This window comes from Streptomyces sp. NPDC012508 (assembly GCF_042902595.1).
In the GTDB taxonomy this organism is placed as follows: domain Bacteria; phylum Actinomycetota; class Actinomycetes; order Streptomycetales; family Streptomycetaceae; genus Streptomyces.
This window is the reverse complement of record NZ_JBIBEO010000001.1, coordinates 281,910-307,153: the sequence shown is the minus strand read 5'-3', so window position 1 is coordinate 307,153 and position 25,244 is coordinate 281,910. Positions and strand designations below refer to the sequence as shown.

The 25,244-nt window shown below is 72.0% G+C and carries 21 protein-coding genes; 10 read left to right on the top strand and 11 right to left on the bottom strand.

Going from position 1 to position 25,244, the window contains the following annotated elements; translation table 11 throughout:
* Positions 1 to 113 precede the first annotated feature (113 nt).
* Both ACFY8U_RS01155 and ACFY8U_RS01150 read right to left on the bottom strand, forming a co-directional pair.
* Positions 114 to 1,139 (bottom strand): zinc-binding dehydrogenase, encoded by a 1,026-nt coding sequence (locus tag ACFY8U_RS01155; protein ID WP_389564012.1) that lies wholly within the window; start codon positions 1,137 to 1,139, stop codon positions 114 to 116.
* Positions 1,136 to 2,302, bottom strand: coding sequence for a mandelate racemase/muconate lactonizing enzyme family protein (locus ACFY8U_RS01150; protein WP_389564011.1), 1,167 nt, complete (start codon positions 2,300 to 2,302; stop codon positions 1,136 to 1,138). The genes ACFY8U_RS01155 and ACFY8U_RS01150 overlap by 4 nt, the downstream gene beginning before the upstream one ends.
* A 199-nt stretch (positions 2,303 to 2,501) precedes the next feature.
* Between ACFY8U_RS01150 and ACFY8U_RS01145 the strand changes: the two genes are divergently transcribed.
* From ACFY8U_RS01145 to ACFY8U_RS01135, 3 genes are all read left to right on the top strand, one after another.
* The gene (locus ACFY8U_RS01145; protein WP_389564008.1) at positions 2,502 to 3,272 is read left to right on the top strand and encodes an IclR family transcriptional regulator; all 771 of its coding nucleotides are present in this window, start codon (positions 2,502 to 2,504) and stop codon (positions 3,270 to 3,272) included.
* Positions 3,269 to 4,117 (top strand): SMP-30/gluconolactonase/LRE family protein, encoded by an 849-nt coding sequence (locus ACFY8U_RS01140; RefSeq protein WP_389564005.1) that lies wholly within the window; start codon positions 3,269 to 3,271, stop codon positions 4,115 to 4,117. The genes ACFY8U_RS01145 and ACFY8U_RS01140 overlap by 4 nt, the downstream gene beginning before the upstream one ends.
* A gap of 261 nt (positions 4,118 to 4,378) precedes the next feature.
* The gene (locus ACFY8U_RS01135) at positions 4,379 to 4,723 is read left to right on the top strand and encodes a hypothetical protein (protein WP_389564003.1); all 345 of its coding nucleotides are present in this window, start codon (positions 4,379 to 4,381) and stop codon (positions 4,721 to 4,723) included.
* Here the strand turns inward: ACFY8U_RS01135 and ACFY8U_RS01130 are convergent.
* The 4 genes from ACFY8U_RS01130 to ACFY8U_RS01115 are packed head-to-tail and all read right to left on the bottom strand — an operon-like array spanning position 4,714 to position 7,965.
* Positions 4,714 to 5,469: a GNAT family N-acetyltransferase gene (locus ACFY8U_RS01130; RefSeq protein WP_389564000.1), complete on the bottom strand. Its 756-nt coding sequence runs from the start codon at positions 5,467 to 5,469 to the stop codon at positions 4,714 to 4,716. The genes ACFY8U_RS01135 and ACFY8U_RS01130 overlap by 10 nt on opposite strands.
* A 45-nt stretch (positions 5,470 to 5,514) precedes the next feature.
* Positions 5,515 to 6,012, bottom strand: coding sequence for a hypothetical protein (locus ACFY8U_RS01125; protein WP_389563998.1), 498 nt, complete (start codon positions 6,010 to 6,012; stop codon positions 5,515 to 5,517).
* Between the two features lie 22 nt (positions 6,013 to 6,034).
* Entirely contained in the window at positions 6,035 to 6,862 is an 828-nt protein-coding gene (locus tag ACFY8U_RS01120; RefSeq protein WP_389563996.1) for a hypothetical protein, read from the bottom strand.
* A 5-nt stretch (positions 6,863 to 6,867) separates the two neighbouring features.
* On the bottom strand, positions 6,868 to 7,965 hold the full coding sequence (locus ACFY8U_RS01115) for an AI-2E family transporter (protein ID WP_389563994.1): 1,098 nt from the start codon (positions 7,963 to 7,965) through the stop codon (positions 6,868 to 6,870).
* A gap of 151 nt (positions 7,966 to 8,116) precedes the next feature.
* On the opposite strand from ACFY8U_RS01115, the gene ACFY8U_RS01110 reads away from it, so the two are divergent.
* The gene (locus ACFY8U_RS01110) at positions 8,117 to 8,968 is read left to right on the top strand and encodes a DMT family transporter (RefSeq protein ID WP_361431794.1); all 852 of its coding nucleotides are present in this window, start codon (positions 8,117 to 8,119) and stop codon (positions 8,966 to 8,968) included.
* Positions 8,965 to 10,182 carry an MFS transporter gene (locus ACFY8U_RS01105; RefSeq protein WP_361605349.1) on the top strand — a complete coding sequence of 406 codons (1,218 nt, stop codon included), beginning with the start codon at positions 8,965 to 8,967 and terminating at the stop codon, positions 10,180 to 10,182. Before ACFY8U_RS01110 ends, ACFY8U_RS01105 begins: the two co-directional genes overlap by 4 nt.
* Positions 10,183 to 10,215: 33 nt before the next feature.
* On the opposite strand, the gene ACFY8U_RS01100 is transcribed toward ACFY8U_RS01105, so the two are convergent.
* From ACFY8U_RS01100 to ACFY8U_RS01085, 4 genes are all read right to left on the bottom strand, one after another.
* Positions 10,216 to 13,119: an NHLP bacteriocin export ABC transporter permease/ATPase subunit gene (locus ACFY8U_RS01100; RefSeq protein WP_389563992.1), complete on the bottom strand. Its 2,904-nt coding sequence runs from the start codon at positions 13,117 to 13,119 to the stop codon at positions 10,216 to 10,218.
* Position 13,120: 1 nt separating this feature from the next.
* Positions 13,121 to 15,397, bottom strand: a complete 2,277-nt coding sequence (locus ACFY8U_RS01095) for an NHLP family bacteriocin export ABC transporter peptidase/permease/ATPase subunit (RefSeq protein WP_389566085.1) — start codon at positions 15,395 to 15,397, stop codon at positions 13,121 to 13,123.
* A complete protein-coding gene (locus ACFY8U_RS01090) occupies positions 15,382 to 16,188 on the bottom strand; it encodes an HlyD family efflux transporter periplasmic adaptor subunit (protein WP_389563990.1) in 807 nt (268 codons plus the stop codon). Before ACFY8U_RS01090 ends, ACFY8U_RS01095 begins: the two co-directional genes overlap by 16 nt.
* A 98-nt stretch (positions 16,189 to 16,286) precedes the next feature.
* A complete protein-coding gene (locus tag ACFY8U_RS01085; protein ID WP_361431809.1) occupies positions 16,287 to 16,538 on the bottom strand; it encodes a hypothetical protein in 252 nt (83 codons plus the stop codon).
* 349 nt (positions 16,539 to 16,887) lie between these two features.
* On the opposite strand from ACFY8U_RS01085, the gene ACFY8U_RS01080 reads away from it, so the two are divergent.
* From ACFY8U_RS01080 to ACFY8U_RS01060, 5 genes are all read left to right on the top strand, one after another.
* Positions 16,888 to 18,936 carry a prolyl oligopeptidase family protein gene (locus tag ACFY8U_RS01080; RefSeq protein WP_389563987.1) on the top strand — a complete coding sequence of 683 codons (2,049 nt, stop codon included), beginning with the start codon at positions 16,888 to 16,890 and terminating at the stop codon, positions 18,934 to 18,936.
* Positions 18,937 to 19,252: 316 nt separating this feature from the next.
* Positions 19,253 to 20,707, top strand: a complete 1,455-nt coding sequence (locus ACFY8U_RS01075) for a globin domain-containing protein (protein WP_389563984.1) — start codon at positions 19,253 to 19,255, stop codon at positions 20,705 to 20,707.
* The gene (locus ACFY8U_RS01070; RefSeq protein ID WP_389563982.1) at positions 20,704 to 21,504 is read left to right on the top strand and encodes a pyridoxamine 5'-phosphate oxidase family protein; all 801 of its coding nucleotides are present in this window, start codon (positions 20,704 to 20,706) and stop codon (positions 21,502 to 21,504) included. The genes ACFY8U_RS01075 and ACFY8U_RS01070 overlap by 4 nt, the downstream gene beginning before the upstream one ends.
* A 321-nt stretch (positions 21,505 to 21,825) precedes the next feature.
* Positions 21,826 to 22,464 carry a DUF998 domain-containing protein gene (locus ACFY8U_RS01065; RefSeq protein ID WP_389563980.1) on the top strand — a complete coding sequence of 213 codons (639 nt, stop codon included), beginning with the start codon at positions 21,826 to 21,828 and terminating at the stop codon, positions 22,462 to 22,464.
* A 351-nt stretch (positions 22,465 to 22,815) separates the two neighbouring features.
* Entirely contained in the window at positions 22,816 to 24,381 is a 1,566-nt protein-coding gene (locus ACFY8U_RS01060; RefSeq protein WP_389563977.1) for a polysaccharide lyase family 1 protein, read from the top strand.
* A gap of 23 nt (positions 24,382 to 24,404) precedes the next feature.
* On the opposite strand, the gene ACFY8U_RS01055 is transcribed toward ACFY8U_RS01060, so the two are convergent.
* A complete protein-coding gene (locus ACFY8U_RS01055; RefSeq protein ID WP_389563974.1) occupies positions 24,405 to 25,190 on the bottom strand; it encodes a hypothetical protein in 786 nt (261 codons plus the stop codon).
* Positions 25,191 to 25,244 lie beyond the last annotated feature (54 nt).

The window sequence follows — 25,244 nt, the reverse complement described above, 5'->3', positions numbered from 1 at the left end:
CGTGTTCGAAATTTCGGACGTGGTTCGGAAGTGTGGGTGTGGCTGGGGCGGTCCGAGGCCGGGGCCTCCGGGCGGGACGGGGGCTGAGTGCGGGCCGTGGGTGCTTCCCGGTGTCAGGGCCGCAGCAGCACCTTCCCGGCCTTGGGGTCACCGGATCCCACCAGCTCGACGGCCTGCGGGAACGCGGAGAGCGGGAGCTCGTGCGTCACCAGCGCGGCGAGGTCGAGCAGGCCGGCCTCGAAGGCGCGTACGGCATGGGCCCAGGCGGCCGGCGGCGCGCCGAAGACCGTGTGCAGGGTCAGCCGGCCGGTGACCAGCGCCGCGGGATCGAGGCCGGTCGCACCGGCGCCGGGGATACCGGTGAGCACGACTCGCCCGCCCCTGCGGGCGAGACCCACGGCCGCGCGCGCGGAGCCAGGCGCCCCGGCGGCCTCCAGGACCAGATCGCACCGGCCTTCCGCCCCTTCCGCCGCCCCGACGACGGCGGTCGCCCCGAACTCCCGTGCCAGATCGGCCCGTTCACGCCGTGGCTCCACCACGTACAGCTCGGCGGGCGAGGAGGCGGCCAGCAGCTGGACCGCGATCAGCCCCAGGGTCCCCGCGCCGACCACGCCGACGCGTTCGCCGGGCCGAGGAGCCGCCGCGAGCGTCGCCGCCGCCACACAGGCGGCCGGCTCCAGGAGGGCGGCCGCCGTCAGATCGGCGTCGTCCGGGAGCACGTGAAGCAGCCGGGCCGGGAGCGTCAGCGTGGGCGCCATCGCGCCCGGCCGGGTGAAGCCGGTCTCGTCGTACCCGGCGGTGCAGAGCGTGGTGTCGCCCGTATGACAACGTTCGCAGACCTGGCAGCCGCGGAAGCCCTCGCCGACCACCTTCCTGCCGACGAGCTCCCCGGGGACGCCCGCCCCGACCTCGGCCACCGTCCCCGACCACTCGTGGCCGGGCGTGAGCGGGTACCGCACGAACCCCTCGGGCCGCGTGCCCCGGTACACCTCACGGTCACTGCCGCAGACACCGCTCGCGTACACCCGTACCAGAGCCTCCCCGGGCCCGGGCGGGACCGGTTCCTGCGGGACCAGGCGGTGCTGCCCGGGGGCGTCGACGACGACCGCGAGGCCGGAGCCGCCCGGTGTGCGGCTCATGCGCCGCCGCCCCGCGTCGCGGGCGCGCGCCGCTCCCAGCCGTCCGCCCACAGGTCGAAGCGGGCCTGCTGCTGCGGGAACTCGGCCGCCGCGTCCGTGTCGAGCTCGACGCCGAGACCGGGCGCCTCCGAGAGGTGGAAGTAGCCGTCCACCACCTGGGGCGCGCCCTTGACCACCTTCTTGATCTCCGCGTCCGCGAAGTCGTTGAAATGCTCCAGGATCTTGAAGTTCGGCGCGGTGAAGCCGACCTGGAGGGAGGCGGCCGTGAGCACCGGACCGCCCACGTTGTGCGGGGCGACCAGCATGTAGTGCGTCTCGGCGGTCGCGGCCAGCTTCCGGGTCTCCCAGATGCCGCCGAGGTGGCCCACGTCCGGCTGGAGGATGTCGACGGCCTGGCTCTCGAACAGCTCACGGAACTCGATCCGGTCGTGGACCCGTTCACCCGTCGCGATCGGGAGGTCCACCTTGGCCGCCACCTTCTCCAGCGCCTTCAGGTTCTCCGGCGGGACCGGCTCCTCCAGCCACGCCGGACGGAACGGCGCCATCTCCCGGGCCAGCCTGATCGCCGTGGCAGGCGAGAAGCGGCCGTGCATCTCCAGCATGAGTTCGGCGTCCGGGCCGATGGCGTCCCGTACCGCCTCGATCAGGGAGACCGCGTACAGCGTGTCCTGGTACGACAGTTCGAGGTGCCCGGTGCCGAACGGGTCGATCTTCAGGGCCTGGTAGCCCCGCTCGATCACTGTGCGGGCGGCCTTGTGGTACGCCTCCGGGGTCCGCTCGGTGGTGTACCAGCCGTTGGCGTACGCCTTGACCCGGTCGGTCACCTTCCCGCCGAGCAGCTGCCAGACCGGCACCCCGAGCGCCTTGCCCTTGATGTCCCAGCAGGCCATCTCGACCACCGCGATGCCCGACATCACGATCTCGCCCGCGCGCCCGAAGTCTCCGTACTTCATCCGGCGGACCAGGTCCTCGACGGCGAACGGGTCGGAGCCTGCGATGTGGTTGGCCTCCGCCTCACGGAGGTAGCCGAGCAGCGCGTCGGTGTGCCCGAGCATGCGGGTCTCACCCACGCCCGTCAGCCCCTCGTCGGTGTGGACGAGCACATAGGTGAGGTTGCGCCAGGGAGTTCCGACGACATGAGTGCTGATTCCCGTGATACGCACGGCAGTTGCCCCTCGGTCTCGTTCGAAATTTCGTCACACGTTCGAAATGTAGGCGTGACCGTAGGGGCTGGTCGGGAACGTGTCAACGGACCGCGCGGCCATTGCCTGGCGAAGAGGCCTGTGGTTAGCCTGTGTTCGCGATATCGGCCACCGGCCGGAATATCGAACAGGGCCGGACACGAGGGGTGGGTGAGCGGCGATGGGACGACAGGTTCCCGCGGTGAGCAGAGCGCTGGACATACTGGAGCTGTTCCTGACGGGCGACGAGACACTCTCCGCCCCGGACGTCGTCCGCAGGCTCGGGCTCCCGCGCACCACCGTGCACGAGCTGCTCACCACGCTCGCCGCCCGCAACTACCTCGTGCCCGTCCCCGAACAGCCCGGCCGTTACCGGCTGGGCGTCCGCACCTACCAGCTCGGCAGCCGGTACGCGGAGCAGCTCGACCTCGCCGCCGAGGGCCGGCAGGTGGCCTGTGAGGTCGCCGCGATCTGCGACGAGACCGTCCATGTCGCGCTCCTGGAGGACACCGACGTCATCTATGTCGCCAAGGTGGACTCCACCCACGCGGTCCGCATGGTCTCCGCCGCGGGCCGCAGGCTCCCCGCGCACTGCACCGCCGTCGGCAAGATGCTGCTCGCCTCGCTGCCGCCGGCCGAGCTGGAAAGCCGGATCGACGGGCGCGAGCTGGCCGGGATGACGCCGAACAGCATCACAGGCCACGACGCGCTGCGCGCCGCCCTCGCCGAGATCCGCGAGCGGGGCGTCGCCGTCGAGCACCAGGAGTCCAACCCGGACGTGAGCTGCGTCGCCGCCCCCGTCCGCGACAGCTCAGGGCGGGTCGTCGCGGCGCTCTCGGTCTCTGTCCCCGTGATCCGCTGGAGCGAGGACCGGGAGCGGGAGCTCGCCGAGCTGGCCGCCAAGGGCGCCGCCGACCTCTCCGTACGGCTCGGTCACCGGGGCACGCGGTGAGCGCCGGCCTCGCGGTCGCCGTCCGCGAGGAGGCGGCGCTGGGCGAGGGCCCCACCTGGGACGCGACCGCCCAGCGGCTGATCTGGGTCGACATCCTCGGTTCGCGCGTCCACACCTACACCCCGGCGACCGGCCGGCGCACCGTCATGGCCACCGAGCAGCACGTCGGCGCGGCGAAGCCCTGCGCGGACGGCGGCCTCGTGGTCAACCTCCGCGACGGCATAGGTCGTTACGGCCGGAGCGGCGCGTTCGCCTGGCTCCTGCGCGACCCCGTACCGGGCCGTCGTGGCAACGACGCCGCCGTGGCCCCCGACGGGGCGCTCTGGGCCGGCACCATGCGCTACGACGAGGCGCCCGGCGGCGGCAACCTCGTCCGCCTCGCCCCCGACGGCACAGCGCACGAGACGCTCCCTGGGGTGACGGTCAGCAACGGCATCGGCTGGAGCCCGGACGGCTCCCTCATGTACTACGTCGACAGCCCCACGCGCCGTATCGACATCTGCCCCACGGGCGCCGAACTCGCCACCCACCGCCGCCCCTTCGTGACGATCGAGACCGGCGCGGGCTTCCCCGACGGACTCACGGTCGACGCGGACGGCTGCGTGTGGGTCGCGCTCTGGGACGGCGCGCAGCTCCGCCGGTACACCCCGGACGGCACCCTGGACCGCGTCGTCCCGCTCCCGGTGAGGCGCCCCACGGCCTGCGCCTTCGGCGGCCCGGAGCTCCGGGACCTGTACATCACCACGGCACGCACCGGCCAGGCCCGCCCTCACCCGCTGGCCGGTTCTCTGCTCGTCCTGCCGGCCGCGGGCCAGGGCCTGCCGGGCGTCGCGTTCGGCGGCTGAGGACCGGAGAGGAAGGACCATGCCCGGCTCTTGCCCGGCCCGATGCCGTCGAGGACCATGGCGAGGACTGCCGGGCTCTGCGGGGGGACACGGATGGAGTTCTTGGTCGGTGGCTTGATAACGGTCCTGGGCGTGCTTGTCGGTGGCGGCCTGAGCTGGTTCTCCACCACACGGCGCGATCGTCTGGTGATGGCGTTCGACATGCACCGTGAGCTGCACGGAACGGAGTTACTCCACGCGCGGTACAGAGCGGGTGCGGCGGTGAGACGTCACCAGGGCCGGACGTACCTGGAACTGGAGCAGGAGCTGGGCCCCGAAACGGCTCACGACCTGCGGCTGGTCGTCCACTTCTTCGAACGCCTGTGGCTGGCCATCGAGCACGACGCGATCGAGCGGAAGTGCGTTCCGAGGCTCTTCGGCGACACGTTCTACTGGTGGTACGCCGCCTCCTTCCGCCATCAGTTCGTCCCCCTGTCCAGCGAGGTCGGCCTCAACATCCAGAGTCTCTGGGAATGGCTGGAGTCCCACGCCTCGGAGGCCCAGAAGCGAGGATGGCGGCACGGCAACGAGCGATGGCTGCCCGCTCAGCCCGCGGATCAGCAGTGACCGTGGCGTGCCCCGTCGGAGACCTCGAACGTCGCGACCTCGACCGCCTCATGGAAGCCGAGCCGCTTGTACAGGTCGATGGCACCGTGATTGCCGGTGTTGACGCCCAGTCCCACGGCGTCCGTGTCGGCCATCAGCCGCCGTGTCATGGCGGCGGTGATCGCGGTGCCGAGCCCTTGCCGGCGATGCCCCGGCCTGACCGTGATCGCCGCCAGGTATCCGACGCCCCCGAAGCTGCGATCGGCGCCGCAGGCCACCAGCCGGTCGCCTTCCCAGATGCCGTACCAGCCGTGGATGCCCCGGGCCCGGGCGCGGACCACGGTGTCGGGATTCCCCTCCCGCAACAGCTCTTCCAACGCGTCGTGATGGGCCGGTGACAGGAGGACCACCTCGGCCTCCCTCCTGTGGACCGGCGGCTCGCCGGAGGTCCAGCGGAACTGCCATTCCTCGCGCAGGCGGACGCCGGGGATGCCATGGAAGCGCTGGGCCGGAAGCGGCACCCTCAGCCAGGCCCCGTCGGGGATCCTGCCGGAGCGGTACAGCTCCATGAACAGCTCCGCCGCGGCGTCCGAGTTCGCGTTCAGGGAGACCAGGGACGCCCACGGGGTCCGCGTGAACCACGCCACGGTGCGATCGGTGACGTACGCGGTCGACTGATGGGACAACGCCATACGCGTATAGGGGGTGTCGCCCACTTTCGCGAGGATGTCCGCGTACCCGGCGACACGATCCGTATCGAAGTACATGGACGGACCCTAGTTCCTCCACGGAGACGACGTCATCGGTGCCCCTCAGGCCTGCGTCGCGTCGATGCGCGCGTTGTCGAGGAACACATGCAGCCCGCCGTCCTCCGGGCACCGCAGGCCGACCGAGACGGCACGCACCGACGCCTCTCCGTCGAGGGCCAGCGCGACCGCCACCTGGAACGCTCCGTGCCCCTCGGGGCAGGAGAGGAAGCCCGCCGGGGCGGCGGACGGGCAGGGCAGGGTCGGCGAGGGCGTGAGGGCCCACGGGACACCGCTGAGGGCGCCGGACCGTCGGAAGGCGGTGGTCAGCACGTCTTCGTCGATCGGCAGGAGGCAGCCCACGCAGAAGCACTCGCCTTCCCACACCTCGAACTCGTCCGACACGACGCCCCCCGCTCCGCATCGCTCGCACACGACGACCGCCGTCACCACCCGCCCGCCCGGCAGCCCTCGGGCCACCTGCTCCACCGTCCGCAGCAGATCGTCGCGCCCGGTCTCCCCATCGCCGACGGGTCCCGCGCTCCAGGTGTCTCCAAGCTCCATGATCGACATCCTGGCACGACCGTCACACCTGGTCCGTACGGGCCCTGTCGGCGCGGGCGTGGGCTTCGCGCGCCGTCCGCGCCGCCTCCTTCGCCTCCTTCCGGGCCGTCCGCTGTTCCGATCTCGCCTCGCGCAGCTGGTCCTCGAGCGCGGCCACGCGGTCGTCCACCTCCTCGGCGCGGGCCTCCGCCGCGTGGAGTTCCTCGTCCCTGCGACGCGCTTCGGCGGCCGCCTCCTCCGCGGCCTTCGCCGCCCTTTCCGCCTCCTTCTCCGCCTTCTCCGCCGCCGCGCGGGCGCGGGCGTCCGGCTGGGCGCGGGCGTCGGGCCGGCGGCGGCGCTGCGGCTCGGGGCGCGACGGGAGCGTCTCGGGGACGATCGAGTCGAAGCCCACCGGGCCCTCCGGGGGTTTCACCAGACGGCCCGCCGACCATTCCGCCGCGATGTCCGGGTCGGCGAGCACCGCGCGGAAGAGCTGCTCGACCTCCTGGCGGACCGCGGCGCTCAGCGGGTGCCCCGCCTCGTCGGCGACCGCCGCCGCCTCCCGTACCTCGGCGGCGATCACCTTGTTCCGCACGCCGGCGGCCTCGCGCATCTTCGTCGCGTCCAGCAGGCGAGTGGCCTCCTGGAGCGTCTCGCCGAGCGCGAGCAACCGCCGGACGTCCTCCGGCCGTTCCCGTACGAACCGGTTCGAGGCCCAGGCGGCCAGCGTGGGGCGGCGCAGTGCGGCGATCCGCTTCGCGTCGTCCGCTTCCCCGGCCTTGCGCGCCTCGGCCGTCCGGGCGTCACGGGCCGCCACGAACTCGTCCGGCGCGACTCCGTACAGCTCGTCGATGACCTGCTCGACGTCCATGGACGTCACTTCCCCACGGCCGGGTCCGCCGCCCCCGGTTCGCCCTCGGCGGCCTCGCGCGCGTCCCGCAGCTCCGTGTAGACCGCCCAGACCACCGACACCATCGGCACCGCCACCACCGCCCCCACGACACCCGCGGCGATCGCCCCCGCGATCACCGAGATGGCCACCACCAGCGGATGCAGCCGTACGGCCCAGCTCATCACCAGCGGATGCAGCAGATGCCCCTCGATCTGACCGATGACCACGATCAGGGCGACCACGATCGCCGCCACCCAGGGTCCCTGCGAGGCGAGCGCCACGATGGCGGCGACCGCCAGCGCGATCGGCGAACCGATCAGCGGGACGAAGGCCGCCATGAACTCGAGCAGTGCCAGCGGGACCGCCAGCGGAACGCCGAGCAGCCACAGGGCGAGACCGACGAGCACCGCGTTCACCGCGGCGACCAGCACGATGCCGTGCGTGTAGCCGGTGAACGTACGCCAGGCCGCACGGCCGCCGATGTCCATGCGCACGCGTACCGTTCCGGGCAGCTGCTCCCGCAGCCACGCCCACTGCCGGTCACCCGAGTGGATGAAGAACACCGAACAGAACAGCGCCAGGGCCAGCGTGGTCAGCACCGCCACCAGCCGGTGCGCCCCGCTCATCGCCTCGCTGATCAGTGTCGAGCGATGGCTGGAGAGGAACTGCCCGATCCTGCCCTGGACGTCCGAGAGGGCCTCCGGATTCAGCCGGAACGGCGGCCGCTCCAGCCAGTCCTCGATCCGGTCGATGCCCTCCCGGAACTCCCGTACCAGCGTGGTCCGGTCATGATCGACCGCCTCGCCGACCAACGCGAGGACCCCGAGAACCAGGGCGATGCTGCCGAGGACGGTGACGGTCACCGCCAGCGGCCGGGGCAGCCCCTTGGCGGCCAGATCGGCCACCGGCCGGAGCAGCGCGGTGACCACCAGGCCGAGGAACACGGCCACCCCGATCTCGTGGAAGCGCCCGAGGACGGCGAACAGGCTGTAAACCACCGCCCCGACGACGAGAAGCCGCCACGCGTACGCGGCGGCGGTACGGAGGAACGGGATCACCGGCGGCGGTGTGCCTTGCTGCATGGCCAACGACGTACCACCCTGAGCCCCGCGGACCACGCCCGAGGCCCGGTATTCGGCCGACCGGGCTCAGGAGCGGCGCGTACAGGGTGAACCCGGGGCCCGAGCCGGTGTCGGCGCCGGGCCGCACGCCGACGCCGGTGAGGATCGGAGGATGGGCGTCGTCCTGCCGGTTCTCTTCGCGTTCTGCGCCGCGTTCAGCAACGCGCTCGCCACCGTGCTGCAGCGCCGTGCCGCGCTCACCGTCCGTCAGACCGACTCGTTCCGGCCCGGCCTGATCCTCGACCTGCTGAAGCGCCCGCTCTGGCTCGCCGGCATCCTCGCGGTGATCGTCGCCGGCGTGGGGCAGGCGGCGGCCCTGGCGACCGGCCCGCTGGCGCTCGTACAACCGCTGTTCGTGCTCGAGCTGCCGCTCGCGCTGCTGCTCGCCTCGCTGATGTCGCGGGAGCGGCTCCCGTCGGCGCAGTGGCTGGCCGTGGCCGCGGTGGTGGCGGGGCTCGGAGTGGCGCTCCTTGCGGCCTCGCCCGACGGGAACCGTACGCACGTGCCGCTGGACCGTTGGATCCCGGCCCTCGTGGTGTGCGCCGCCGCGGTGGTGGCCCTGGCCACGGTCGGACTGCGCAGACCTCCGGGCCGGGCCCGCGCCGGGTGCCTCGGCGCCGCCACGGCGATCTGTTACGCGCTCACGGCCGGCCTGATGAAGACATCCATGCACATCCTGGACGACGGCGGTGTGACCGCGTTTCTGACGGCCTGGCAGACGTACGCCTTCTGTGTCGCCGGGATCGCGGCCCTCCTGCTGCTCGAACACGCCATGCAGGGCGGGCCCCTGGTCGCCTCCCAGCCCGCGCTGACCCTCGGCGACGCCACGGTGAGTCTGATGCTGGGCATCCTGATCTACGAGGAGAACGTACGCATGGGATGGTGGCTGGTCCCGGAGCTGGTGGGCGTCGGTCTGATCGTCCTCGGCGTCTTCTCCCTGGCACGCGCCGGGGTGTCGGGATGAGCCGCGCGACCGCTCCGTCCCGGCGCGCCTCCGACCGCGACCCGCACCTCGGCTATGTGGCGGCGGCCGTGGTCTTCGCCATCGGCATGGCGGGAACCACGCTGCCCACACCGCTCTACGGGCTGTACCGCGAGGAGCTCGGCTTCTCCGAGCTGATGGTCACGGTGATCTTCGCCAGCTACGCCGTGGGCGTCATCGCCACCCTGCTGCTCGTGGGCAACCACTCGGACGTGGTGGGGCGCCGCCCCGTCCTGTGGACGGCGCTGGGTCTGGCCGCCGCGAGCGCGCTCTGCTTCCTGTTCGAGGGCGGACTGCCGCTCCTGTTCGCGGGCCGGCTGCTGTCCGGCTTCTCGGCGGGCCTGCTGAGCGGGGCGGGGACGGTCACCGTCCTGGAGCTCGCGCGGCCGGAGCGGAAGTCCCGCGCGGGGTTCGCCGCGACGGCCGCGAACATGGGCGGCCTCGGGTGCGGACCGCTGCTCTCCGGGTTCCTCGCGGAGTACGCCCCGAGGCCGCTGGAGCTGCCGTTCCTGGTCCACCTCGCGCTGGTCGTCGTGGGCTGCGTCATCGTGCTGTTCCTGCCGGAGACGGTCGCGGAGCCACGGCTCAGGGCCCGGCCGAGGCCGCAGGGCCTGTACGTACCCGCCGAGGTCCGGGGCATCTTCACGCCCTCGGCGCTCGCCGCCTTCGCCGGATTCTCGCTGCTCGGCCTCTTCACCGCCGTGGCACCGAGCTTCGTCTCGCACACGCTCGGGATCACCAACCTGGCCGTCTCGGGCCTCGTGGTCTTCTCGGTGTTCCTCTCCTCGACCGTGGGACAGTCGTGGACCTCCAGGATGGCCGTACGCGTCGCCCTGCCCCTCGGCTGCCTGGTGCTGGTCGTCGGCCTCCTCCTCGTCGGAGCGTCCCTGTGGGTGGAAGCGCTCCCGCTCCTGGTGGCCGGAGCGGTCTGCGGCGGGATCGGCCAGGGCCTCGCCTTCCGCGCCGGCCTGATCGCCGTCGGCGAGGCGGCGCCGCCCGCGCACCGGGCGGCGACGGTCTCCTCGTTCTTCGTCGTCGCCTACGCGGGCATCTCCCTGCCGGTCGTGGGCGTCGGGGCGCTGACGGAGTGGGTCGGACTCGACGACGCCGGACTGATCTTCACCGGCTGTGTGACGCTCCTGGCCACGGCCACCGGCCTCCACCTGGCCCGCCGCCCGGCCGGCGGGGACGCCTGACGGGGTGAGCCCACCGGCCGGGCGCGAGCCGGGTCAGCTCAGCTGGCGGCGGACCAGCTCGTGGAAGAGGCCGGTCGTGTCCGCGAGCAGCTCCGCCGGCGACCCCTGCTGGACGATCCGGCCGTCCGCCATCGCGATGACCCGGTCGGCGTCCATGATCGTGGACAGTCGATGGGCGATCACGACACGGGTCGCCTTCAGCGCGCGCGTCGACTCGATGACCACCCGCTGGGCCTCGTTGTCGAGCGCGCTCGTCGCCTCGTCGAAGAAGAGGATCCGGGGCCGGCGGATCAGCGCCTGGGCGATCATCAGCCGCTGGCGCTGGCCGCCCGAGATGGTGCCCCCGCCGTCGGACAGCATCGTGTGCAGGCCCATCGGCATGGCCTTGATGTCCTCGGCCAGACCTGCCATCGCGGCCGCGGCCCACACGTCCTCCAGCGGAAACGTCTCCGCGCCGCAGATGCAGTCGAGGATCGAGCCGGAGAACGGCTGCGCGTTCTGCAGTACGACACCGCACTGGCGGCGGACGGCCGCCTGGTCGAGGGCCGCCAGGTCCTGGCCGTCGTAGCGGACGCCGCCGGACGTCGGCCTGTCGAAGCCGATGAGCAGCCGCAGCAGCGTCGACTTGCCGCAGCCGCTGGCGCCGACGATCGCCACGAACTCCCCGGGGCGCACCTGGAAGTCGACCCCGTCGAGGACCAGCGGGCCGTCGTCGGTGTAGCGGAAGGACAGGTCCTCGGCCTCGATCGCCCCGCTCAGCTCGCCCGGCTGGGCGCTGGAGCCGCGGACCTCGGGCGTCTCCCTGAGCACCGGCTTGACCTGCTCGAACATCGGCTGCACGGCCGCTGCCGACAGCAACGCGCCGGTCAGCTGGGTGACGGAGGACAGCAGCATCGTCACCGCCGTACTGAAGGTGAGGAACTCGCTCGCGGACATCGATCCGCGGGCCGGTCCGGCGAGCAGCATGAACATCACGAGCGTGCAGAGCGGGAGACAGACCGCGCCGAGCACCGTCAGGGCGTTCTTGATCCGCCCGATGCGCTGCTGCAGCTCACGGGTCCGGGCGAACTCGCCCGCCCAGGCGGCGTACGCGAAGCTCTCGGCGGCCGCCACACGCAGCTTCGACAGCCCGCGCAGGGTCTGGAAGGCCTGGTTGTTCAGCTTGTTGCCGATCCGGATCAGCTGCCGCTGGTACCGCAGTTGCCACAGTCCGAGGCCCAGGAACACCGCCGCGATGACGAGCAGCATGGCGAGCGCGGCCAGGGCCAGCGGGACACTGTAGACGAGCAGCAGGACCAGGTTCATCGTGCCGACCGTGCCGGCCTGGACGACGACCGGTCCGATGCCGGACAGCACCCTGCGGATGGCGCTGATGCCCATGGCCGCACTGGCCAGTTCACCGGTGGAGCGGCCCGTGAAGAAACGCGTGGGCAGCCGGAGCAGCCGGTCCCAGACCGCGGGCTGGAGGGTCGCCTCGATCCGGCCCTCCATACGCAGGATGGAGATGTTCTGGAGCAGCATGAAGGCGGCCGAGACGACACTCGTGGCGATGATCGCCAGCGCGGTCTGCACGATGAGACCGTTCTCCGCCCGGGGTACGTACTCGCCGAGCACCTTGCCCGTCGCGATGGGCACCAGGGCGCCGAGACCGACCGCGACGAGCCCGCTCAGCAGCAGCGTCCGCAGTTCCGCACGGGTGCCGAGCAGGCTGAAACGCACCAGCGCGGGCAGGCTCGACGGCCGGTCGGGCAGCGGACGGTAGAGCATCACGGCGCGCGGTTCGAAGGCCGCCGCGTTGGCCCTGCCCACGCGCTCCCGTTCGCCGGTGGCGGGGTCGACGGCCTCGTACCGGCCGCGCCGCCACAGCAGCGCGACCGGGCTCGCGTCCTCCTCGCGCCGCCCCACCAGCGGCCCGCTGTACTCCCGCCACCAGCGCCCGCCGAGCCGCACGACACGCGTACGGATCCGTGAGGCGAGCGCGACCCGTTCGACGGGGTCGAGGCGCCCGGGCAGACCCATCGCCTCCGCCGGACTGGCCAGCGTGATCCGGGCCTCGTCGGCGACCAGACGGCACACGGCGTACGTCGCGTCGTCGCTCGCCCGTCCCCGGGAGCCCCGGCCCGCGGCGCTGCCCCGGCCCGCGCCCGAACCACCGGAGCCCGACCGGCCGATGGAGGCCAGCAGCGCCTGGTCCGCCTCGGTCCGGGCGGCCCGGCCCGCCTCGATCCCCGCCGCCGTACGGTCCTCGTGGGCGCGCTCCAGCTGCTCGATCCAGCTGTCCAGGGCGTACAGCAGCCGGAACTGCTGGTCGACCATGCCCTGCCACATCGCCGGGTCGACGAGGAGGGTGCCGGCGGCGTCGTCCCCGTACCCCTCGTACGCCGCGCCGTACCGCACACTGCCCGGGGCGATCTGCATCCACAGCACGTCGTCGTCCGCCCCGCCGGCCTCGTTGCCCGGGCGGCCGTCCAGCGGCGCCTGGTAGAGCACGCGCAGGCCACGGCCGATGCCGAGGGAGAAGGCGTATTCGAGGGGGCTGAGCTGCGGCTCGGCGGCGCCGTACGGATCCGGGTCGGCGTACCACTGCCCCTCGTACCACTGCCCGCCGGTGAACGACAGCTCGCGCAGTTCTACACGCCGCAGCAGGCACCCGTCCAGCGGCCGCCCGATCAGGGTGTGTTCGGGCCCCTCCACCGGGCCGAGCAGCAGCGTGCCCGCCTCCAGGCGGCCCAGGAAATGCCAGGGGCCGAGCTGTGCGGCGTCGACGGCGAACAGGTCCATGGCACCCTCGACGACCAGCCACACCACGTGCGGTCCTTCGAGGGGGACACTGCGCATGCCGGTGCAGTCGACCGCCGTGCCCAGACCGCCGAGGGCCGCGACGACGGGGTCCACGACGACCGTGGGCGGGTGCGTCGGCTGGTGAGGGAACGTCACCTCAGTGCTCCTTGACCAGTTCGGCGTACGCGCCGCCGGCGGCGACCAGGTACGCGTGACGGCCGCGCTCCACGACCGTGCCCCGGTCGAGCACCACGATCTCGTCGCTGTCGCGCACCGTGCTCAGCCGGTGGGCGATGACCACACAGGCACAGCCCCTGCGCCGCAGGTTGTCGATGATGACCTGCTCGGTCGCCGCGTCCAGCGCGCTGGTCACCTCGTCGAGGACCATGACGCTGGGGCGGCGCACCAGTGCCCGGGCGATCTCCAGCCGCTGGCGCTGCCCGCCGGAGAAGTTGCGGCCGTCCTGCTCGACACGGCTGTGGATGCCGCCGGGGCGGCGCGCGACCACGTCGTACACCGCCGCGTCCTCCAGGGCGGCGACGACGGCCTCGTCCGGGACGGAGGGGTCCCACAGCGCGATGTTGTCGCGGACCGTGCCCTCGAAGAGGAAGACGTCCTGGTCGACGAAGGAGACGGAGGCGGCCAGGGCGCCGCGCGGGATGTCCTCCAGACGCATCCCGTCGATCCGGATGGCGCCCTCCCAGGGGGTGTAGAGGCCGGAGATCAGCCGGGAGACCGTCGACTTGCCGCTGCCGGAGCCGCCGACCAGCGCGACCTGCTGCCCGGGGCCCACCGAGAGCGAGAAGTCCTTCAGGAGCGGGGCGTCCAGCGGGCTGTAGCCGAAGGTGACGGCGTCCAGCTCCACATGGCCCTTCAGACGGCGGGTCCTGGCCGGCGGCTCGCGCCGTGTGTAGACCGGGTCGACGGGGAAGTTCTCGACGTCCTTGAGGCGGGCGACGTCCGCCGCGAAGTCCTGGATCCTTCCCGCCACGCCGTTGAGCCGGGTGATCGGAGCGGTGAAGCTGGTGACCAGCGCCTGGAAGGCGACGAGCAGACCGACGGAGAGATGCCCCTCCACCGCCCGCAGTCCGCCGATCATCAGGATCAGCGCGCTGTTGAGCGCCGCCAGGGTGGGCGCGACGACCGCCAGCCACGCGCTGGGGACGCCCAGCCGCTGCTGGACGTCGAGCGTGGTGGCGTGCTGCCCGGCCCAGCGGCGGAAGAAGCCGTTCTCGCCGCCGGTCGCCTTCATCGTCTCGATGAGCTGAAGACCGCTGTACGAGGTGTTGGTCAGCCGGGCGCTCTCGGCGCGCAGCTTCTGTGTGTCGGTGGCCCGCAGATGGATCACGATCCGCATGGCCACCACGTTCAGGAGCGCGATCAGCACGCCGACGACGGTGAGTTGCGGGTCGTACGTCCACAGCAGCACCGCGTAGAGGAGCACCACGACGGCGTCCACGCCCGCGGCGGCCAGGTCGCGGGCGAGGGTCTCGGCGACCGCGTCGTTGGACTGCAGGCGCTGGACCAGGTCGGCCGGGTTCCGCTGGGCGTAGAACGTGAGAGGGAGTCTGAGCAGGTGCCGCAGGAAGCGGGCGCTTCCCAGCGTGGAGGCGATGATGCGCCCGCGCAGCAGATTGGCCTGTTGCAGCGCGGTGAGCGTCGCGGTGAGGACGAGGGTGGTCGCCATCGCCGCGAAGAGCACGCTCAGCAGCGACGTCTGGTTCCCGATGAGGAACATGTCGATGTACGTACGGCTCAGCGCGGGCACCCACGCACCGACGACGACCAGCAGCAGGCTGGCGACCACCGCGGCGGCCATCGTGCCGGACGTGCCGCGCAGCCGGTCGGGCAGGGCGCCCATGACGCCCGGCCTGCGGCCGCCTCGGCGAAAGCCGGGGCCGGGCTCGAAGGTGAGCACGATCCCCGTGAAGCTCGTGTCGAACTCGTCCATGGGCACGAACCGGCGCCCCTTGCCGGGGTCGTTGACGTACACGCCCCTGCGGCCGAAGCGGCGCCCCATGCCGTCGTAGACGACGTAGTGGTTGAACTCCCAGAACAGGACGGCCGGGGCGGCGACCTCGGCGAGGGCGGCCAGGTCCATCTGCATGCCCTTGGCCTGGAGGCCGTAACCGCGTGCCGCCTTCAGGAGATTGCTCGCCCGGGACCCGTCGCGGGAGACGCCGCAGGCGATGCGCAGCTCCTCCAGGGGGACGAAGCGGCCGTAGTGGCCGAGCACCATCGCCAGCGCGGCGGCGCCGCACTCCACGGCCTCCATCTGGAGCACGGTGGGCGTGCGTACGGTACGAGGCCGCCGGCCCTGGGGCACGGGCCCGCGACGGCGTCGGGCTGGCGGCAGCCGGCGCGCCGAGGCCCGGGACCGGGAACGGCCGCGGTCCCGTGTGGACTCCACCGGCGCGGTCACGGCAGCAGCCAGTCGACGGGGCGCTGCGCGGACAGGTGGACGGCGCCCGTGACCGGCGTACCGGAGTCGATCGGGTGCGGGGGGCCGTCCGTGGAGGACCAGGTGTAGCCGGACGGCGTGGAGGACGAGCGGTCGAGGCGCACGAGCACCGCGACGGGGTTGCCCTGACGGGAGAACTGCGAGGCGAGTCCGCTGTCGCCGAGGAAGGCGCCGATCTGCTCCCGCGTCTGGGGCGTACGGCTCACGGCCTCGACCCGGCCGCGCAGGACGCCGTACCGGTCACGGGGGACGGACTGGACACCGAGGTCCACACGCGCGCCCACCTGGAGCGTCGAGGCGGCGTCACCCGGGAGGTACAACATGGCCACCAGCGGGTCCTTCGGGTCGGTCACGCGCTCCACCGTCGCCACGTCCGCGCCGGTCGTGACGACCGAGCCCATGCGGGCGAAGACTGTGGTCACCCGGCCGCCCGCCACCGCGCGCACGGGCCGGTCGCCCTTGTCCGTACGGACGGTCAACACCGGTGTCCCGGGGGAGACGGACCGGCCCTCCTCGACGAGCACGTCGGTGACCTGTCCGGCGACGGGACTCTGGAGCAGGTAGCTGCCCTCGGCGTGGGTGAGGACGCCGGGCGCGCTCAGCTTGGACGCCACCGTGCCGGTGAGGGCCCAGTAGCCCGCGACGGCGATGACGACGACCGTGACGGCGAGCACGAGGCGCCCCTGCGGGCGCGCGAAACGTACCGGCACATCGAGTTCTTCGGGCGATTGCAGCTTGGAAAGCGCCTTCTGGCGGAACTGCACGGACTATTCCCTCGACTGCATTCGAAACGTTCGGGTACGGGGGAGCCCGTGAACCCCGGAGCCGGGGAAGGTTCCGGGGTTCACGGGCGGAATTCGGCTCAGAGACCGGCGAGACCGGTGATGCCGGCGGTGTTCACCGAGACGCCGGTGATGCCCTGGGCCAGGCCGGGGACGCCGGTGGCGAGGCCCTCGACGCCCTGGACCGTCTGGAGGGAACCGACGGTGCCGAGCAGGCCCGTGACGTCGCTGGTCACAGCGCCGGCGAGGCCACCGGAGACGGCGACGAGACCGCCGGAAACGGCGTCCAGCTCGGCGTCGGAGATCTCTACCGTCTCAAGGTCGTGACGCATGATGCGCACCCTTCATTCGTTGGGGGGAATCCGTTTCTGCGGCCGCAGGTGGCCGATCAAAGCATGCGAACGGGTTACCGGACCAATTCAGTTGACGCTTCGTCGCGGGCGGTTGTGTACCTCGGGCGACGTACGTGACTCCATATTCACGGGATGCCGACACCTTCTTCGCAGGATCGAGTAACAGATTCCGGAGCCCTGGCACGCGGGGGGAATTTAACGGGACAGAAAAGGGCGACCCGGGCGGCATCCGTCCCGTCCCGGTCGAGGAATCGTGAAGGGGGCCGCCCCCAACACGGGCACGATGTGCAGGTTTTCGGCAGGCGCGAGGGCGGCGACCGGCGGCACAATGCGGTGTGTGACCCATGACGATCCGTATCTGTGGCTGGAAGACGTCGAGAGCGAGGCCGCGCTGGCGTGGGTGGCCGAGCGGAATGCCGAGACGGCGGCCGAATTGACCGACGACGACGGCTTCGTCTCCCTCAAGGAGCGCCTGCGGGACGCGTTGGACGCCTCGGACCGCATTCCGTACACCACCCGCCGCGGCGCCTTCCTCTACAACTACTGGCGGGACGCCGGGCAGGTACGGGGAGTGTGGCGGCGCACGACGCTGGAGCGGTACCGCAAGGACGAGCCCGAGTGGGAGGTCCTCCTCGACGTCGACGCGCTCGCCGAGGCGGAGGGAGTCCCGTGGGTGTGGGCGGGTGCGCGGGTGCGCCGGCCCGAGGACGACCTGGCGCTGGTGTGTCTGTCGCGCGACGGCGGTGACGCCGTGGAGGTCCGCGAGTTCGACCTCGCCACCCGGTCCTTCGTCGACGGCGGCTTCCGGGTGCCGGAGGCGAAGACGCGGATCGGGTGGATCGACGCCGACACCGTCTTCGTCGGCACCGACCTCGGCCCGGGCTCGCTGACCGACGCCGGCTATCCGCGCACGGTACGCCGGTGGCGGCGGGGCACGCCGCTGGAGGAGGCGGCCATGGTCTTCGAGGCCGAGCCCTCGGACGTGTCGGCATGGGGGGCGCACGACACCACACCCGGTTTCGAGCGGGACTTCGTCGGCCGCGCCAGGGACTTCTACCGCAGCGAGATGTACCTCCTGAGCCCCGACGGGGGACTCGTGAAGATCGACGTCCCCGAGGACGCCCGCGCCTACGCCCATCGCCAGTACCTGATCGTCACCCTGAAGTCCGCGTGGCTCGGGCAGCCGGCCGGCTCCCTGCTGGCCTTCGACCTCGACGCCTTCCTGGCGGGCGACCGCACCCCCGACGTGCTCTTCACCCCCGACGAGCGGACCGCGCTGGCCGGGCACTGCTGGACCCGCCACCATCTGCTCCTGGAGACGATGCGCGACGTCAGCACGCGTATCGAGGTACTCACCCCGGCCACCGGAGGCGGCACCTGGGCGCGCGAGCCGCTCACCGACGTACCTCCGCTGTCCGCCGTCACCGTCGTGGACACCGACCCCGACGTCTCCGACGAGTACTTCCTCGACGTGTCGGGGTTCCTGCAGCCCTCCACCCTCTACCGGGGGCGGATCGGCGCGGAGACGGAGATCCTCAAACAGGCCCCGGAGCGCTTCGACACCGCCGACCTGGCGGTGGAGCAGTTCTTCGCGACCTCACGGGACGGCACGCGCGTGCCCTACTTCGCGATCGGCCCGGACCGCGCCCTCAGCGGCCCCGGCCCCGCACTGCTCTACGGCTACGGCGGCTTCGAGGTCTCCCTCACCCCCTCCTACGGATCCGTGCGCGGCCGGGCCTGGCTGGAGCGGGGCGGCACGTACGTGATCGCGAACATCCGAGGCGGCGGGGAGTACGGACCGGACTGGCACCGGGCCGCGCTCAGGGCCGACCGGCCGCGGGCCTTCGAGGACTTCGCGGCCGTCGCCGAGGACCTCGTCGCGCGCGGCATCACCACCCCCGCCATGCTCGGCGCCGCGGGCGGCAGCAACGGCGGTCTGCTCATGGGCGCGATGCTCACCCGCCACCCGGAACTCTTCGGCGCGATCGTCGCCCAGGTGCCACTGCTCGACATGCTCCGCTTCCACCGGCTGCTCGCCGGGGCGTCCTGGATCGCGGAGTACGGCAACCCGGACGACGAGGCGGACCGCCCCCACCTCCGTGCGCTCTCCCCTTATCACCGGCTCGCCGCGGACCGCGTCTATCCGCCGGTTCTGCTGATGACCTCCACCCGCGACGACCGCGTCCACCCGGGGCACGCCCGGAAGACGGCCGCCCGCATGCGCGAACTCGGGCACCGCGTGCTGCTTCACGAGAACACCGGTGGTGGCCACGCGGGCGCCAGTGACAATGAACAGGCCGCCCACAACAACGCACTGATGCACACCTTCCTCTGGCGGCACCTCGCACGAAGTGAAGAACCCGCGCACATTTTGTGACGCATTCGCGCCGCCGTGGTGCGAACTCGTCGTCAACTCATCACGAAACTCTGGATTCATCGTCCGTTCACCGCTCTGACCTGGGGAAATCCGAGCAGGGCGGTGAAGACCCAATCGAGCCTTCATGGATTCCCGGCCGCGGGGTAGGGTCAAGCCCGTTCGCACACCCGTGCCCCGTGTCGAGGGCGGGATATACCACCAGCGTCGCAGTGACGGGTGCGCTTACGTGGAATTCCGATAGCGAGAGGGAAATCGGGGCACACTCGGACCCCATGGGCGAAGACCGACCGAAAGACGTTCGAGGCGAGGCAAACCGATGGATGGTCCGACCACCATGTCGGCCGACGGCGCGAGCTCAGGCGGCGACAGTCGGGACGGAGGCTGGTTCGGTCGAGGCCCGGGCGGCACCCCGGGCGGTACGGCACCCACACCGCAGGCACCGCCCACCAGGCCCGCAGCGCCGGCGCCCTCCACACCATCCGCGCCCTCCGTGCCGGAACAGAGGACCGCGCCCTCCACGCCGTTCCAGGCGTTCGGACCCGCCCCCACCGCGGCCTCCACGCGGCCCGCGTCCTCCGCGCCGCCCGTAGCGCCTGCGCCCTCCGCACCCCCGGCGCCGGAGCAGAGCGCGGCGGCCCCCGAGGACACCTCCGACGCGGCTCTCCTGCGCCGTACCCTCGCCGAGATCGAGCCGATCGCCGACAAGGTCACCTCGCACTTCTACGCGCTGCTCTTCCTCAAGCACCCGGACCTGCGCGCCCTGTTCCCGGCGGCGATGGACACCCAGCGGGACCGGCTCTTCACGGCGCTGCTCACCGCCGCGACCCATGTGAACGACGCCGCCACCCTGACCGCGTACCTCTCCGGGCTCGGCCGGGGCCACCGGAAGTACGGCACGCTCCCCGAGCACTACCCGGCCGTCGGCGAGGCCCTTCTCGGCGCCCTCTCCCAGTACGCCTCGGAGAGCTGGGGGCCGAGGACCGAGGCGGCCTGGGTGGGCGCCTACACCGCGATCTCCCAGATCATGATCGACGCGGCGGCCCAGGACGAGCTCCGCGCCCCCGCCTGGTGGCAGGCCGAGGTCGTCGCCCATGAGATGCGTACCAGGGACATCGCGGTCGTGACGGTCCGGCCCGATCAGCCCTACCCCTTCCTCGCCGGACAGTACGCCTCTCTGGAGACTCCCTGGTGGCCGCGCGTCTGGCGGCACTACTCCTTCGCCTCCGCACCCCGCTCCGACGGACTGCTCTCCTTCCACGTCAAGGCCGTGCCGGCGGGCTGGGTCTCCAACGCCCTGGTGCACCGAGCACGTCCGGGGCACGTGATCCGGCTCGGCGCGCCCGCGGGGTCCATGACGGTGGACCACACCACGGACAACGGGCTGCTGTGCCTCGGCGGAGGCACCGGCATCGCCCCCATCAAGGCCCTGGTCGAGGACGTGGCCCAGCACGGCAGGCGCCGCTCCGTCCAGGTCTTCTACGGGGCCCGCCGCGACAACGACCTGTACGACATCGACACCATGCTCCGGATGCAGCAGTCACACCCCTGGCTCTCGGTCCGACCGGTCGTCGACGACGGGCCCACCGGCGAGCTGTGCGGCCAACTGCCCGACGCCGTCTGTCAGTACGGACCGTGGCACACCTACGACGCCTATCTCTCCGGCCCGCCCGGGATGATCCGTCGCGGCGTCGACACCCTGGTCGGCATCGGCATCCCGACCCACCGCATACGGCACGACTCCATCGAGGAACTGGTCGGGGCAAGGAATTGAGCACTTTCGAACACACCGGGTACCGGCAGCCGACGCCGGTGCGCACCCTCCGCCCGGGGAGCGACGGCGAGCACCTCGTCCAGCAGCGCATGGGCACCACCGAGCGAGCCGACAGGTTCTACGCCGATCAGGTCCTCGACCGGCTCAACACGCGGATGCGGGAGTTCGTGACCCGCCAGGAGATGTTCTTCCTGGCGACCGCCGACCGGCACGGCGAGTGCGACAACACGTTCCGGGCCGGCCCGCCCGGCTTCCTCCACGTCCTGGACGACCGGACCCTCGCGTACCCCGAGTACCGGGGCAACGGCGTACAGGCCAGCCTCGGCAACATCGAGGAGAACCCGCACGTCGGCCTCCTCATGATGGACTTCCTCCGGGACCGCATCGGGCTCCACGTCAACGGGCGGGCGCGGGTCGTGTCGGACGACGCCATGCGCCGGACCCACGAGGGCCTCCCGTACGACTCCGTGCCGGGCCGCCGCGCCCAGGTGTGGGTGGAGGTCGCCGTGGAGGAGGCGTACATCCACTGCGCCAAGCACATTCCCCACCTGCAGAAGGTGCCCCGGGACGGGAGCGGACGCGCGTGGGGGACGGACGACATGAAGCGCAAGGGCGGCGACTTCTTCGGAGCCGCGGCCGAATCACCGGAACGCGGCCCCTTCCTGCCCCCGCCGCGCGCGGACGCGGCGACCTGGCGGGCGGAGGCCGAGCGGGTCCTGGAGCAGGCCGAGCAGCGCCAGAGCGCCGACGAGGAGGACGCGTTCACGGGCTGGTTCGCCAGAGACGTGACTGCCTGACCGGTCGCCCCAAGGGCGAGGCAGCGGCGGCGCGCCGCACCTGGCACGCGCCCAGCTTCGACGGCGCGTCGCCCGACGGCCCACGTCAGGCTCTACGACGTGTCGCCGGGCAGCGCACGCCCGGCCTCGTGGACCTGTCGCCGGGCAGCGCACGTCCGGCCTCGTAGAGCCGCCGCCGGACGGCACGTCTGCCCTCGGAGCCGCGTCGCCCTCGGCGCATGCCCCCACTTCGCGGCGCGTCGCGCTCCGCACACGCCCATTCGGGCTCCACCCGCCCGCGTACAACGCGGCGGAGGCGACCGAGCGGCTTACCGTGGGTCGATGCGACCTGTTCCTCGATGGGCTCTCGTGTCGTCGGGGTGCGCCCCTGTCCTGCTGGCCGGCGGCTGGATGCTCGCGGCCCATCTGGAGGGGCCCTCCTACGATCCCGTCACCCAGAACATCAGCGTCCTCGGCGCCTACGGATCCCGGGGCTTCTGGGTGATGACCGGAGCGCTGCTCGCGCTGGGCGTCTGTCATCTGCTCACCGCCTGGGGGCTGCGCGCGGCCGCGCTCGCCGGCCGGGTGACGCTGGCGGCCGGCGGGGTGGCGGCCTTCGTGGTGGCGATGCTCCCGGCGCCCAGCAGCGGGGGGTCCCTGGAACACGGCTCGGTCGCCGTCATCGGCTTCGTCCTGCTCGCGGCATGGCCGGTCCTGGCCGCCGTCCGGGTCGGAGCCGCGCCCTGGGGGCTGCGGCTCGCGCCCTCGATCGCGGCGTCCGTCCTGATGGGCGTCGGCGCGGCCTGGTATCTGATCGAGACACACCGTCACGGCGCTCCGGGTGTCGCCGAACGCCTCGTGACCTGCATGCAGTCGGTGTGGCCCTTCATCGTCGTCGCCTCCTGCGTCAGTTACAGGGAGCAGAGGGTGCGGGCGACGGCGGACGTACGGAGCGACGACGGCCGGTCCCGGCCCAGCTGAACCGCCCGTCCCCGCACCGCACTCGGCACCGCACCCGACACCGGTCCACGGGGGAACCCGTGTTCACATCACTGAATTTACTGCCGGACGGAATCTTGCCAGCCGAACTGACGGCGCCCTATTGTCGCCGAGCAGAAAGCGCTTTCTCCTCGCAAGGGACACCCCGGCGGAAGCGACCGGCGAGTCGCCACCGATCCGGCATCCGGCCGGAGCTCCAACCGGGCCGCCGACGCGTCAGAACCTGCCGTGAGGCAGGCCGGTGACCGCGATCGGCCCGCCGGCGCACGACCCCGTACGCAGCAGATCCCCTGGCATGCGACGACGCGTGCCGAAGACGAATGGGAGACCAGAATGGGACGAGCAGTCGCACCACGACTTGGCGCGGCGCTGGCCACCGCGGCCCTGGTGGCAGCGGGTGGCGCGGTGCTGTCGATGCCCGAGGCATCGGCGGCGACCGGCAGTGCCACCGGCTACGCGACCCAGAACGGCGGGACCACCGGAGGCGCCGGCGGGCAGACCGTACGGGCCACCACGGGGACCGCGATCCACGCGGCCCTGTGCGCCCGCCCCAGTACGAGCACGCCCCTCGTCATCGAGGTCGAGGGGACCATCAACCACGGCAACACCACCAAGGTGTCGGGCACCGGCTGCAACACCGCCGACGGGGTGATCGAGCTCAAGCAGATCAGCAACGTCACGATCGTCGGCGTCGGCGGCGGGGCCCTCTTCGACCAACTCGGCATCCACATACGTGAATCCAGCAACATCATCATCCAGAACGTGACCGTACGGAACGTCAAGAAGTCGGGCTCGCCCATCTCCAACGGCGGGGACGCCATCGGCATGGAGAGCGGCGTCCGCAACGTGTGGGTCGACCACGTCACCCTGGAGGCGTCGGGCGGGGAGTCGGAAGGGTTCGACGGCCTCTTCGACATGAAGGACAACACCCAGTACGTGACCCTGTCCTACAGCACCCTGCGCAACTCCGGCCGCGGCGGCCTCATCGGCTCGAGCGAGAGCGACCTCTCGAACGGCTTCATCACCTACCACCACAACCTGTACGAGAACATCGACTCCCGCGCGCCCCTGCTGCGCGGCGGCACAGCCCACATCTACAACAACCACTACGTGAGCCTCAACGAGTCCGGCATCAACTCCCGGGCCGGAGCACGAGCCAAGGTGGACAACAACTACTTCGAGGACTCCAAGGACGTCCTCGGCACCTTCTACACGGACGCGGCCGGATACTGGCAGGTCAGCGGCAACATCTTCGACAACGTGACCTGGTCCGCGCCCGGTACCGACAACAACCCGGCCGGCCCGAACCCGCAGTCCAACACGACGGTCTCCATCCCCTACGCGTACAGCCTCGACAACGCCAGTTGCGTACCGGCCGTCGTGAACCAGACGGCGGGCGCGAACAAGGGCCTGCGCGTGTCGGACGGCAGCTGCTCTCCGCAGACACCGGCGCCGACCACCCCGCAGCCGACCCCGACCACGCCGCAGCCGACCACCCCGGCGCCCACCACCCCCGCGCCTACCCCGCCCGCCGGGACCAACCTCTCCATCGGAGCCGGCGCCGACGGCTCCAGCAAGGCCGACGGCACGAGTTACGGCAATGTGCGCGACGGTGACCTGAGCACCTTCTGGTCACCGGCCGGAGCCACCGGTTCCGTCTCGGTCAAGTGGGGCTCCGCCACCACCGTCTCCAGGATCGCCATCAGGGAGGCGGCGGGCTCGGCCGGCGCCATCGGCTCCTGGCGGGTCGTCAACGGCGACACGGGCGCGGTCCTCACCTCCGGCAGCGGGGCGGGCGTCATCACCTTCCCCGCGACCTCGCTGAAGAAGGTCACGTTCGAGATCACCGGCTCGACCGGCACACCGAAGGTCGCCGAGTTCGAGACCTACGCGTCCTAGCCGGCGCCGCGGCCGCCGTCGGATCACCCACCCGGCGGCGCGTCCCAGGCCTTCGCCAGCCCCTCCAGCCAGACGGGAGGGAGTTCCACCCGGTCCCACTCCTCCCGCAGCGCGTCGGGCGCCGAGACGAGACGCTCGAGCACGGCGATGCTGCTGGGGGAGTGGAGGAGCGAGTAGCGGCCGTGGATGGAGACGGCGCTGCCGGGACCGTACTCCGCGTACACGCGGGTCAGGCGCTCGCTCCAGGACGCGGCGAACTCGTCCAGATGTCCGGCGTATCCGGCCCGTTCCGCGCTGCTCATCGTCCCGAGGACGGCGACGAGGACGTCCTGCGACACCTCGGGGTCGAGGTCGGATTCATGGGTGCACGCGAGGTAGAGCGGGGTCACGGCAACCTTCGCCCGTTCCACGTCCACCCCCGCGACCGGGGGGTGGACGTGTGCCGTGTCCGCCGGTCCCTCGGCGGCGGCGCTCGGGGCGTCGGGGCCCATGGCCCGCCGCAGAGCGTGTCCGGTGCTGCGGAGGAGCGCGTCGTCGACGGTCCGGGCGCCGTCGGTCCATCCGAGGCGGTACCGCTCGCCCCGGTCCCCGGGAGCGCTCGCCACGACCTGGGCGACCGCATCGCGGGCTTCCGCGAGGGCGCCGGCCTCGACGAGCGCGATCAGTCGCCCCGTCTCCTCCTCGGGTACGCCCGTGCGCGCGAGGAGTTCGAGGAGGGTCGTCTTCGCGTTCCTGACGTCGGCCGCGTTCGGCCGGGCGGCCATGGGGTCGACTTTCGCTTCGTGCGACGGCGGCTGCTCCGAGTTCATGGTCACCATGCTGCCTGACAGCGGTCACGCGCCGACTCCTGATCGCCGGAGTCG